Origin of the sequence: Mahella australiensis 50-1 BON, from assembly GCF_000213255.1 — a bacterium.
GTDB lineage: Bacteria > Bacillota > Clostridia > Mahellales > Mahellaceae > Mahella > Mahella australiensis.
The window spans coordinates 2,518,191-2,531,529 of sequence record NC_015520.1 but is presented as its reverse complement, the minus strand read 5'-3'; the positions used below and the strand labels follow the sequence as shown (position 1 = coordinate 2,531,529).

The 13,339-nt window shown below is 42.2% G+C and carries 10 protein-coding genes; 9 read left to right on the top strand and 1 reads right to left on the bottom strand.

Translation table 11 applies throughout. The features are described 5' to 3' along the window. Positions 1-9 precede the first annotated feature (9 nt). From MAHAU_RS11840 to xylF, 8 genes are all read left to right on the top strand, one after another. Positions 10-987, top strand: coding sequence for a substrate-binding domain-containing protein (locus tag MAHAU_RS11840; RefSeq protein ID WP_013781963.1), 978 nt, complete (start codon positions 10-12; stop codon positions 985-987). Further along, positions 977-2,428, top strand: coding sequence for a sensor histidine kinase (locus MAHAU_RS11835; RefSeq protein ID WP_013781962.1), 1,452 nt, complete (start codon positions 977-979; stop codon positions 2,426-2,428). Before MAHAU_RS11840 ends, MAHAU_RS11835 begins: the two co-directional genes overlap by 11 nt. Continuing rightward, complete coding sequence (locus MAHAU_RS11830) at positions 2,425-4,002, top strand: response regulator (protein ID WP_013781961.1); 1,578 nt, start codon at positions 2,425-2,427, stop codon at positions 4,000-4,002. The genes MAHAU_RS11835 and MAHAU_RS11830 overlap by 4 nt, the downstream gene beginning before the upstream one ends. A gap of 4 nt (positions 4,003-4,006) precedes the next feature. Next, a complete protein-coding gene (locus tag MAHAU_RS11825; protein ID WP_013781960.1) occupies positions 4,007-5,074 on the top strand; it encodes a sugar ABC transporter substrate-binding protein in 1,068 nt (355 codons plus the stop codon). A gap of 151 nt (positions 5,075-5,225) precedes the next feature. Beyond that, positions 5,226-6,320: a sugar ABC transporter substrate-binding protein gene (locus tag MAHAU_RS11820; RefSeq protein WP_013781959.1), complete on the top strand. Its 1,095-nt coding sequence runs from the start codon at positions 5,226-5,228 to the stop codon at positions 6,318-6,320. Between the two features lie 77 nt (positions 6,321-6,397). Next, complete coding sequence (locus MAHAU_RS11815; RefSeq protein WP_013781958.1) at positions 6,398-7,918, top strand: xylose ABC transporter ATP-binding protein; 1,521 nt, start codon at positions 6,398-6,400, stop codon at positions 7,916-7,918. A 3-nt stretch (positions 7,919-7,921) separates the two neighbouring features. After that, positions 7,922-9,061 carry a sugar ABC transporter permease gene (locus MAHAU_RS11810; RefSeq protein WP_013781957.1) on the top strand — a complete coding sequence of 380 codons (1,140 nt, stop codon included), beginning with the start codon at positions 7,922-7,924 and terminating at the stop codon, positions 9,059-9,061. A gap of 223 nt (positions 9,062-9,284) precedes the next feature. After that, positions 9,285-10,382: a D-xylose ABC transporter substrate-binding protein gene (xylF, locus tag MAHAU_RS11805; RefSeq protein ID WP_013781956.1), complete on the top strand. Its 1,098-nt coding sequence runs from the start codon at positions 9,285-9,287 to the stop codon at positions 10,380-10,382. A 31-nt stretch (positions 10,383-10,413) separates the two neighbouring features. Here the strand turns inward: xylF and MAHAU_RS11800 are convergent, their stop codons facing one another. Beyond that, positions 10,414-11,901 (bottom strand): uridine kinase family protein, encoded by a 1,488-nt coding sequence (locus MAHAU_RS11800; protein WP_013781955.1) that lies wholly within the window; start codon positions 11,899-11,901, stop codon positions 10,414-10,416. A gap of 165 nt (positions 11,902-12,066) precedes the next feature. On the opposite strand from MAHAU_RS11800, the gene rbsK reads away from it, so the two are divergent. After that, positions 12,067-12,996, top strand: coding sequence for a ribokinase (rbsK, locus tag MAHAU_RS11795; protein WP_013781954.1), 930 nt, complete (start codon positions 12,067-12,069; stop codon positions 12,994-12,996). The last annotated feature ends 343 nt before the right edge of the window (positions 12,997-13,339 follow it).

The window sequence follows — 13,339 nt, the reverse complement described above, 5'->3', positions numbered from 1 at the left end:
ATGAAGGGTATGAGATTTGTAAACTATATTAAAAACAATATCATAAATATTATACTTATAATCGCTATAATGATAACTGGTGCGATGATAACAAACGTTAACAAAAAAATAGGCTCTTTTGTTGAAGATCGGCCCAAATATCATTTTTATATGGTTGCGCCCAATCTGAGCGATCCTTTTTGGCAGGAGGTGAAGAAAGGCGCGGACGATGCCGCCAAACATTACAGCGTGGCCTATGAATTCAAAGCGCCGCGCTTTAACGACTCCGGAGAGGAAAAGAAGTTCCTCAATATAGCGATAGCATCGGAAGTGGACGGTATAGTTACTCATGTACCATACAATGAGGATTTTACCGATGTAATAAACGCTGCTGCCGATGATGGCATACCAGTTGTTACCATGGAAAACGATGCGGCTGCCAGCAAGAGGAAGACATTTGTCGGCGTGAGCAACTTTTTGCTGGGAGAAGAAGCTGCAAAGCTTGTCAATGAAACTATGGGCGGAAAGGGCAGGGTGGCTGTTATAATAAACAGCGCTCAGCGCGATATATCCAGCCAAAATATAACTGTAAGCGGATTTAAGAATGCTATAGCCAAAAACTATAACGGGATAAATATCGCTGACATCTATACATCCGAGATGGGCATATTGAGCGCGGAAGATATAGTTGGACGTATTATACGCAGCCAGCCTAAAGTTGACGCCATATATGTTACCGATGCCAGCGATACGCTGGGAGTGGCTCAGGCTGTGGTCGACTACAATAAGGTAGGGGAGATTAAGATTGTCGGCTATGGCGACAGTGAGGATATACTGGATTATATAAATAAAGGCGTCATATACGGGGTAGTAATGAATGACCCTTATAAAATGGGCTATAATAGCATAAAATCGCTTGTAGAGATCAAAAAGGAAAACAATGTTTCTGCGTTTATAGATACCGATTTAAAGATAATAACTAAGGATGATATAATATATGCGCGGTAAAGGTATATTTAGGATGACCGGTATAAGGAGAGAGATTTTTTTATACTATCTGATCGTGATAATTATAATGAGCGGCATCAGCGTTTTGTCTTATTATAACGCGAGAAACGCCACTGATAGGATGAGCGGTATATTTGCCGATTATATGGAATTAAACGACCTTTATTCCGGCATAAATTCTTTGGAGGCAGAGGTGGAAAAATACCTTTCCACGCGTTCGTCCGATGCGCTTTTAAGCTATTATACCTTATACAATGAACTTGAAAGCAAGTCCCATGAGATGACGGCAGACTACAGTTATGATGTCGAAAGTCTGATGATGAAGGATATAGGCAATATGATTCAGAACCTGTTGATAAAGACCGATGATGCGATTAACGCAAAGCGTGCCAGAAACAGCAGCCAGTATATAAAGAGTTTTACCGAAGCAAACCAAATAGCCGGGTATATCCAATCGTATATAAATGAGCTGCTGTACAATAATCTGGACAAGGGAGCCGCACAGTACAGCAACATAGCCAAAAATGTATCTTATATAAGCTATTTGGAGATATTTCTGATATCGGGTTCAATAGCATTGAGCCTGTTTCTCGCTGTGTATCTGACCGGTAGAATAACAGGGCCTCTGATAGAGCTTTCTCATTCCGCGGAAAGGGTAAGCGAAGGCGACTTCAATGTAGAACCCTTAATTGATATAACGGCTAACGACGAAGTAAAAGTACTTGCGGATGCTTTCGGCAGAATGTTGGCCAGCATAAAAGAGTATATAAAAGAAATAAAAGAACAGGCTGAATTAAAAACACGGCTAAAAGAAGCGGAATTGAAGGCTCTTCAATCCCAGATAAACCCTCATTTCCTGTTCAATACATTAAATGCGGCATCACAGCTGGCTATGATGGAAGGCGCTGATAAATCATCCGAATTCATAGGAAAAGTGGCATCGTTGTTCCGCTATAACTTGCGTCAAATGGATCAGCCTGTTACTTTGAAGGATGAGATCGATAATGTCAGGGACTATATGTATATACTTAAAACAAGGTTTGGCGACAAGGTGGACTTTGAAATATATGCCGATGAAGATATATTAGATTTTAAAGTACCGGTTACCATAATACAACCCGTGGTGGAAAACGCATTTGTTCACGGTATAGAGGATATAGAAGGTAAGGGATTTATAAAAATTGAAGCGAGGTATTATAAACCTTATATTTATGTAAAGGTAACTGATAACGGCAAGGGCATGGATAGGGATACAGTAAGCAAAATACTTTCGCCGGATAAAAGCGGTGAGAGTTCGAGTATAGGATTGCATAATGTTATAAAGCGGCTTATGCTGTTTTATGATATCGAGAACGTGCGCGATGTTATAGAGATATGCAGCGAGGAGGGCAAAGGGACTACCGTAAGCCTGAAGCTGCCTGCGAAAGGAGATAAGCTGTGATAAAGATATTTGTAGCTGATGACGAGCAAATAGTGATAGATTCTATAAAGTTTATAATAGAAAAGAACATACCCAATGCTGTATTGGTAGGAAGTGCGCGTTCGGGGCGCGAAGCCGTTGAAAAAATAAATGAAATAAGGCCGGATATAGTGCTTATGGACATACGCATGCCTGGGATAAACGGCATAGAAGCCATAAAAAAAATTAAGGAGAGGCATAGCGACATAATATTCATTATAATAACGGCATATGAATACTTCGATTATGCTAAAGATGCCATAGCCCTCGGCGTATATGATTATTTGCTTAAACCGCTCAACAAGAACAAAATAATCGAGGTGATAGATAAGGCGGCCGAAATCATAACAAAACAGCGCAAGTCCATAGCGGAGGAGCTGGAGCTTAAAGAGGCATTAAATAGAATATTGCCGCATTTGGAGAGCGAGTTCGTATATTCGCATTTTTACGGAAAGGTTGACGACGATAATATAGAGTTTTACGAGAATATTTTCGGTATGCGACTAGGTTACGGCTATATTATGATAGGCAGCGTAAACTATGTGGACAACGTTGCTAACAGCATTGGCAAACAGGCATTTTACGATTGTTTCGCGACTGAATTGAAATCGATAGTGCCATGCCTTGTAGGTCCCCCCATGCTCAACAGCATAGCCGCGTATGTGCCGGTGGAACGTGAAAGAAACGGCTTTGAAATAAAAAACGAATCTATAGAGATAGCCGAAAGGTTGTGTTCCCGGTTGGATGAAAGGGTAAACTTGAATTACAGAATAGGTATAGGCAGACCTTATGGCATAGAAAATTTTACCATATCATATGATGAAGCGGATAGAGCGCTTAAAATCGATGAGGAAAAGATATCTCATTTTGATGATCAGGATATTGTTTTCGCCAGAAGGGATATTTACCCGTTTAATAAGGAAAAATTATTGATAGACAGGGTTATTATGGGTGACGGCACAGGTGCCGCGCGTTTGTTTAATGAAATATTCGATTGGATGGCATTGAATTACAGGGGGCAAGAAAGCAAGATAGCCGCTATGCTGAAAGAGCTTTTTATTGTGCTGAAAAGGGCGGCTTCGTATTATATGGAGGCTGACATGCCATATGACGATGGTGCATATGGTATTTCTGTCAATGAAGACATACAGGAAATAAAAACGTCTATATTGGCATGGATAAAAACAACCTCACAAAACATAAAAACCCGAAAGGATACGGCGCTTAATGAAATCATACGGCGCGTTGAAGATTTCATAGCACACAACTATAATAGGGATATAACCATGGACGATGTGGCCCGTGAAGTGAATATGAGCTATCATTATTTCAGCAAATTTTTCAAGGAACAAACCGGCCGAAATTTTGTAGATTATCTTGGCAGCTTGAGAATACAAAAGGCCGAAGAATTGCTGGCAGATCCATCGAGAAGCATAAAGGACGTATGCTATAGCGTGGGATACAATGATCCTAATTATTTCAGTAAATTATTCAAAAAATATACCGGTAAAAGCCCTTCGGAATACAGGACTTCTTTGGAAAGGGAGCAGGTATAAGCATATGAACGTTAAAATCCGGCGTTATATTACGGCTATACTGTCGGCGATATTGATCGCGCTTATAATATTGCTTGTTATAGATACGAAAGAACTTAAAAGCTTGTCGGACTCAAGGGGCAGAGAACCTGAGGGAAATAATAACGCCATAAAGATAGGGCTTTCTATGGGTACCTTAAAAGAAGACAGATGGCTGCGCGACAGGGATATCTTTGTAGCGAGGGCAAAGGCTCTCGGGGCCGATGTTATCGTCCAAAATGCCAACAACAACGATGAAGACCAGGCGGAGCAGGTACGCTATTTGCTGAGTCGTGGTATAGATGTACTGGTAATAGTGCCGAATAACCGGGTGAAATCGGCTGATGCGGTGGAGGCAGCCAAAAAAGCAGGCGTTAAGGTTATAGCGTATGACCGGTTAGTATTGAAATCGAATGTTGATCTATATATATCCTTCGACAGCCAAGAAGTAGGCAGGCTTATGGCGCAAGCGCTCGTGGACAAGGTGCCATATGGCAATTATTTGATTATAAACGGCGGTATATCAGATAATAATTCTAGCTTAATAAAGAAGGGCTATGATGGTGTATTGGAGCCGTTTGTAAGAGCGGGGAAAATAAATATAATAGCTGAGGAATGGGCTGAGGACTGGATGTCTGAATATGCCTTTAATACAACGGAAAAATGGCTTAAAAAGGGAACTAAGATAGATGCTATACTGGCAGCTAATGATATGCTAGCTGCAGGTGCTATAAGAGCGTTGTCTGAATATAAACTCAGCGGCGATGTCATAGTGACAGGACAAGATGCTGAAGCAACAGCCTGCCAAAGAATAGTTGATGGAACCCAATTTATGACAGTATATAAGCCTGTTGATAGGCTTGCTGAAGCTGCGTCTGATATGGCTGTGAAGATGGCTAAGGGCGAAAGTATAAGCGTGCCAGGTACTATTTATGATGGTAAATATGATGTGCCTTGTTATATGCTGAAGCCTATCGCTGTCGATATAGATAACCTCGATGACACCGTTATAAAAGACGGATTTCATAACTATGATGAGATATATGGCAGATAGTATTTTTTTAAAATAAAAATTTTCTATATTGCTGATGATCTTCCTATCTTAGTAAATAAATTAAGAAACAAATAAAACTATTCCAGAGACATTATAAGGAATATATTTTATAATTCAAATAGTAAAAATATTTTTGATAGGAGGATCATTCATGCGTAATTTTAAAAGAGTATTGGCATTGCTGACGGTATTTATCCTGCTTGTGGGAGTAATGGCAGGGTGTGCTTCTAATCAGCCTGCGTCTTCATCAAACGATGCAAATACCAATGTTAGCAATGGGTCAAATGACAACAAATCGGATAAAGTTAAAATAGGGCTTTCTTTGCCAACACTTAGAGAGGAAAGATATCCGAGAGATCGAGAGGCATTTACCCAAAAAGCAGAGTTATTAGGGGCAGAGGTATTGGTACAGGCTGCCAATAACGATGAAAATCTTCAAAGCAATCAGGTGGAAAATCTTCTTACTCAAGGCATAGATGTTCTGGTATTGGATCCACAAAATGCTGACTCAGCCGCATCATTGGTGGACGAGGCGCATAAAGCCGGTGTGAAGGTTATATCCTATGATAGGTTGATAAAGAACACGGATGTGGATCTTTATATATCATTCGATAATGAAAAAGTTGGTGAGTTGCAGGGAGAGTTCTTAACCAATCTTGTGCCAAAGGGTATATATTATGTATTTGCAGGTGCCCCTACCGATAACAATGCGACGCTTTTCAAACAGGGAGCTATGAAGTATATACAACCTCTGGCCGATAAAGGCGATATAAAGATAGCGTATAACCAGGCTATAAAGGATTGGCAGCCCGAGGAGGCTATGAAGCTGATGGAGAATGCGCTTACAGCCAACGACAATGAAGTTGATGCGGTGTTGGCCCCGAATGACGGTACCGCCGGTGGCATAATACAGGCTCTCGCGGCGCAAGGATTAGCAGGCAAAGTACCGGTGACAGGGCAAGATGCCGAGTTAGCAGCTATAAAAAGAATAGTTGCAGGGACACAATCGATGACCATCTTCAAAGATGTGAGGGCCGAGGCTGAGAAAGCTGCTGAATTGGCCGTGCAAATGGCACAGGGCAAAGAAGTCAGTGAATTAGCCGATGTAAATGGGAAAACCGACAATGGCAAGATAGAGGTACCATCGGTGCTGTTGACGCCTGTAGTTATAACGAAAGATAATTTGGACAAAGAATTGATAGAGAGCGGATGGTTTACCAAAGAGCAGGTTTATGGCTCTAATTAGTGTAAAATGAAAAATTTATTTACAAGGGACAGCCGATAAGGCTGTTCCTTCTGACTGTGAAGACGGGAGGGATCGGCATGAGCGATGAATATGTAATAGAGATGAGAAATATAATAAAGGATTTTCCCGGCGTCCGAGCTTTAAACAATGTCACTTTTAAGGTGAAAAAAGGGGAAATACATGCGCTGTGTGGAGAAAACGGTGCCGGCAAATCAACGCTTATGAAAATATTGAGCGGCGTTTATCCGTATGGGACTTATGAAGGCGATATAGTGATAGACGGCGAAGTAAAGAGGTTCAATAATACAAGAGACAGTGAAAATGCTGGTATAGCCATAATATATCAGGAGCTTACGCTGGTAAAATATATGACGGTAGGCGAGAACATATACCTCGGCAACGAACCAATAAAAAACGGTGTTATAGACTGGAATAAGGTATATGCCGATGCCGCAAAGCTTCTTAAAGAGTTGCACATAAATATAAATCCTCATACCAAGGTTATGAATCTGGGCGTGGGCATGCAGCAGATGGTGGAAATAGCTAAGGCACTATCTAAGAATGCCAAGATATTGATCTTGGATGAACCGACATCGGCACTTACCGAAGCCGAAACCGAATTGCTCTTTAAGATACTTCTGGATTTAAAACAAAGAGGAGTTACGTGTATATATATATCGCATAAGCTGGACGAAATATTTCACATGGCGGATACCGTTACCGTGCTTCGCGACGGTTCCACCGTATGTACTGACTGCGTGGCCGATATGACAGAGGATAAGATAATAGCAGCTATGGTCGGGCGCGAGCTTACGGAGCAATTCCCGCGTGTGGAGCACACGGCTAAAGATGTGGTTATGGAGATAAGGAATTATACAGTTTACGACCCGGATATACCCGATAAAAAGCTCATCGACAACGTCAGTTTTGAGATAAGAAGGGGAGAAATACTAGGTTTATCAGGCCTTATGGGTGCAGGGCGTACTGAGTTGGTTTCCAGTATATTTGGGGGTTTCAACGCCCGAAGAGAAGGCGAGGTATATATAAACGGGAAGAAAGTAGATATAAAGAGTCCTATAGATGCTATAAACAACGGCATAGCTTACCTTTCGGAAGATAGGAAACGCTACGGACTGGTCCTGCTTATGGATATAGCCGAGAACATAGCGTTGCCGAATTACGGCAAAATATCTCGTTTTTCTATTATAGACAATAACAAGAAGATTAAATATGCAAACTCGTATGTAAAAGAATTAAATATAAAAACTCCGTCTATAGCGCAGAAAGCAGCTAATTTAAGCGGAGGCAATCAGCAGAAGGTAGTAATAGCCAAGTGGCTTATGTCCCAGCCTAAGGTCTTGATATTGGATGAACCCACGCGAGGTATAGATGTAGGCGCTAAACATGAAATATACAACATTATGAATAAGCTTGTTGATCAAGGCGTCGCTATAGTAATGATTTCATCCGAATTGCCTGAAATATTGGGTATGAGTGACAGGATACTGGTGATGCATGAAGGCAAGTTTACTGGCGAGTTTAATTATAAAGAAGCAGATCAAGAAATAATAATGCGAGCTGCAACGGGAGGGAAATAATAAATGGCAGATAAATCAAAGCGTATTAATATAGATGTAAGGTCGTATACGATGATCCTGGCATTGGTAGCTATATGGATCATATTTACCGCATTGACCGGCGGTGGTTTTCTGACACCGCGAAATTTATCCAACTTAATAAGGCAAATGTCCATCACGGCTATATTGGCAGTTGGCATGGTGCTGGTTATGGTGGCCGGCCATATAGACTTGTCTGTTGGTTCGGTGGCCGGCTTTACCGGGGCATTGGCAGCCATAATGCAAGTCAATTACGGATGGAGTACGCCCACGACTATAATAGTGACATTGGGCGTTGGTCTTTTAATAGGTTTATGGCAAGGATTTTGGATAGCGTATCAAGGCGTACCGGCTTTTATAACTACACTGAGCTCCATGCTGGTCTTTAGAGGAGCTATATTGCTGGTTACCAAGGGTGTAACCATTTCACCTTTGAGCGACAGCTTTAAACTTGTAGGCCAAGGATATATATCGCCATCTATAAGCATAATACTCGGCATAGTAGGCGGTATACTATATCTTGTTTTTGAGATGAGAAGCCGTCAGGCCAAGATAAAGTACGGTATAGATGTGTCGGGCTGGAATATAGAAATAATGAGGATTATAGGTGTTTTGCTCCTTATATCGCTGTTTGTGGGCATTATGATATCATACGAAGGCATACCTGTACCAGTTTTGATAGTGCTTGGTTTGGTCATTATAATGACATTTATAGCCAACAATACCACCTTTGGCAGATATGTGTATGCTATCGGAGGTAATAGAGAAGCCGCGGCTTACAGCGGCGTCAATATAAAGAAGACGAACATGACAATATTCCTCATCATGGGTATTCTCTCGGCATTGGCAGGAATAGTGCTGACATCCAGGTTAAATGCGGCTACCACGAGCGCCGGTACCGGATTTGAGATGGATGCCATAGCATCGGCTATAATAGGCGGTACCAGTACGCTGGGCGGTGTAGGTACGGTACCCGGTGCCATAATAGGCGCCCTTGTAATGGCGTCTATAGATAATGGCATGAGCTTGATGAATATAGATTATTCTATACTGACCATCGTAAAAGGTCTGGTACTCGTACTGGCCGTATGGATGGATGTTTCCACCAAGAAACGTACCTTATAATAAGCCCTTCCGTTTGCTGCGCCTGTTATAAGGTATATCATTTACTAACTCAACACAGGCGCAGCCTTGCTTTTTATATATTTATTATGAGGAGAGTGCTCGTGAATAAGCTAAAGACAAAGTTATTGACAGCTTTTGTAGCTATGGGAATATTATTTGGCGTTTCGAGCGTGAGTCGATTTTATAGAAATAAGAAATGGTATTAAAAAGGGAGGATTGTTTTATGCGTAATTTTAAAAGAGTATTGGCATTAGTGGCAGTGCTTGTATTGCTTGTAGGGGTTATGGCAGGGTGTAATGGTTCAAATCAGCCTGCATCTTCGTCAAATAATACAAGCACAAATGATGATAGTGATAATAGCAGTAATAGTTCCCAAAAAGTAAGGATAGGTCTTTCGTTGGCTACTTTACAGGAAGAAAGATGGCAGAGGGATAGAGATGCTTTCAAGAAAAAAGCTGAATCGCTTGGAGCGGAGATATTGATACAATCGGCCAATGGTGATGAAAATCTTCAAAACAATCAAGTGGAAAACCTTCTGAGTCAAGATCTAGACCTTTTAGTAATAATTCCCCAGAATGCCGATTCGGCTGCAGCACTTGTGGAAGATGCCCATAAAGCTGGGGTGAAGGTCATATCCTATGATAGAATGATAATGAACACAGATGTAGATCTTTATATATCATTTGACAATGAAAAAGTTGGCGAGCTGCAAGGTAAATTCTTAACTGACTTAGTGCCGAAGGGCGTATATTATATATTTTCTGGTTCGCCTACTGATAACAATGCCAAATATTTCAAAGCCGGTGCTATGAAGTATATACAGCCTCTGGCCGATAAAGGTGATATAAAGATAGCATATGATCAGGCTATAGAAGGCTGGAAACCTGATCAAGCTATGAAATTAATGGAAAATGCACTTACGGCCAATAACAATAAAGTTGACGCGGTGTTAGCTCCTAATGATGGTACCGCCGGTGGCATAATACAGGCTCTCGCAGCGCAAGGATTAGCAGGTAAAGTACCGGTAACAGGGCAGGACGCTGATTTAGCTGCTGTAAAGAGAATAATAGAAGGCACACAGTCGATGACGGTGTTTAAGGATGCAAGAAAAGAAGCTGAGAAAGCTGCGGAGCTAGCTGTGCAAATGGCTCAAGGGAAAGAAGTCAGTGAATTAACCGATGTAAATAGTAAGGTTAATAATGGTAAAATAGATGTACCTTCGGTGTTATTGACACCTGTTACTATAACGAAGGACAACATAGACAAAGAATTGATAGAGAGCGGATGGTTTACCAAAGAGCAGGTTTATGGTTCTAATTAAACTTAAGGCGGCCTTAGAGGCCGCCTTAAGTTTAATTTTTTCCGAAAAAGCAACTATGTCCGGTGAATTCCCTTATAAGCGAATTGGGCGGTATATTAACTTCTTTATCGGCAGGCACGGGTATAAAATGCGACAGCAAATCCAGCAACTGGACGGCTCTTGAATACTGCGGGTCATCCGTACCTATTTCTTTTAGAAGAGGTTCGACGTATCGCTTGAGTAACGGTATCTCGTATGCGAGGGATGAGTTAAACATGACATCGGCCTCTTCCTGATAGGGGAAGATATTCCTTTCTTCGCCGGCTCGTACCGACGGCCATATTTGAAGCGTACGGGAGGCGTCCGCTCCCCGGAATTGATGATCCCTTATCATACGCCTGAGCAACCGCGCATAGGTGGTAGGCACACGATTATGTTCGTCTATGTTGAGCTGTGTCAAAGCGCTTATATATATCTTGAATTTTCTGTCTTTGTGAATAGCTTGCGTGAGCCGCTCGTTCAGACCGTGGATACCTTCTATGATTATGGGCTGGTCCGGTTCCAACCTTATGGGCGGCATATATTGGCGCAGCCCCGTCTTAAAGTTAAATACCGGCAGGCTTACCTCATCTTCTTCTATAAGGGCTTTTAACTGGTCGTTAAACAGTCCTAGGTCCAGGGCCTCTAAGGATTCGAGGTCTGGCTGTCCGTTTTCGTCCACAGGGGTAAACTCACGCGGTAGAAAGTAATTGTCCAGCGATATGCGCAATGGTTTTATACCATTTACGCGCAGTTGTATATAAAGGCGGCTGGCGAATGACGTCTTACCGGACGATGATGGGCCTGCGATGGATATCAACCGTATCTGCGTCTTGTTTTTCGATATGACGTCAGCTATGTCGACTGTGCGTTTTTCATGCAGCGCTTCGGAAATCAGTATGAGCTCAGATGTATCGCCTTTGTCTATAACATCGTTTAACGACGAAACATAGCCTATACCCAATATCCGGGCCCATTCCTCGGCTTCCTTGAATATTGCCGCGAGCTTTGGCAAATCTGTAAATTCCGGAAGTTTATCTGGCTGCCCGGCTTTGGGGTACAGTAGTATGAGCCCAGGAGGATATGGTAAGAGATCGAATACATTTGCCTGACCTGTGGAAGTAAAAAGCGGTTCGTAGAAATAATCTATAAGATTACCCAGATGATATACGCTTACCTTATCAACCTGTCGGTAACGCAATATATGAGCGGTTTCCTGCTTGCCTATATTCTCAAAAAGCGCTATAGCCTGTTGACGGGGGATTATCTCTTGTATTATAGGCTGATTTGCTTCTACAAGCTCTGTCATGTGCTTTTTAAGCTGCGCTATCTCGCTTGGACTTATGTGCTTTACGCCGTGTATTTCGCAATACTGACCGTTGCCCAACGAATGCTCAACTACAAGCCTGCATCCGGGCATGATATCGGCTACAGCTTTGGCCAGTATCAAAGACAATGTGCGCGCATAAATCCGCGCTTCGTTCTCGGTATAATTTTGCATATATTTTACTCCTTACCAGTAATCATTTTGTGCGCATTACTTTTATTATAACATATTTTATTGCAAAAAACGCATAGTTATTGTCACTTCTTAATTCGCAATTGCCTTTAAACGTAGATATGATATAATAAAAAAGGGCTTTATAGAAAGATGAGGAGGGAAACTATGTATAAGGATATAGATATTTTGGTATTAGGTAGCCTCGATATGGATTTGACGGTGGAGACCGATAGGCGCCCATATCCAGGAGAAACGTTAAAAAGCAGGGCTTTTTACAAATCTCCGGGAGGCAAAGGCAATAACCAGGCTGTAGCTATAGCACGCTTAGGAGGAAATGTTGCTTTCGCAGGGTGTGTAGGCCGTGATTCCTACGGCGAACAGCTTGTAGCCAATCTGGCCAAAAACAATGTCAGGACAAGCGATATACTGACTTTGGACAATATCGACACCGGTTTGGCATTTATAAACGTGTTTAGAGGTCAGAATACGATAATATCGTACCAAGGGGCCAACAGCCAGTGCACTATAGAACGTATGAGGCATTGTGAAGGTTTGATAGAACGGGCCACTATATTGCTTATGCAGCTCGAAATACCTATCGATACTGTGATATGGGCAGCCAGCATAGCCCGCAGGTCAGATACGATGGTAGTGCTTAATCCCTCGCCAGCGGTGCCTCTGGACGATGAGCTATACGGCAGTATCGATGTATTAGTGCTCAATAAATTCGAAGCTCAGGAGCTGCTGGGTATGGAAGTGAAAGAAGATGCCGATTGCGAAAAGATGATAGCCATGTTTCTGGATCAAGGCGTAAAAAATGTCTTTATTACGCTTGGGGATAAAGGTGTTATGTATAATTATAAGGGTACTGTAAAACGTAGGCCGGCTTACAATGTCAAAGTCGTAGATCCAACAGGAGCAGGAAGCGCCTTTACAGGCGGGCTGTGCTATGCGTTGACGCGTGGAATGGACATAGACCGCGCGGCGGATTACGCTAGTGCAGTAGCGGCTATAGCTATCACGCGTATGGGTGCTCAAAGCGCTTTGCCGAGCGCTATGGAAGTGGAGAGATTTCTGGCTACGCCTAGAAATTAATGCTCAAATATGATTTTATCTGGGCGTGAACAACCTGGCTGCCGAGATAAGTACAGCAGGCAAAGTGCTTTTAATTGACAACGGACGCCTGAAAAGTGCCAACCGGTGGTATAGCAAAGAGCAGGCAAGGTTGTATGCTATAAAGGACGTACAGGATAAAAGACGAAACCTATAAGCTGGCATCAATAGTTGTCAACCGCGACAACTTCATAAGAGACTATATGAGCAAAGCGGTTTACAGTATGGGAATCTAGAGAAAGTGGCTATGAAGAAATGGGGCACCAAGAACCGTGAAGAGAATGTAATTTTGGAATTAGCTGAATAAAAAGGCGAGTTTTGTAAA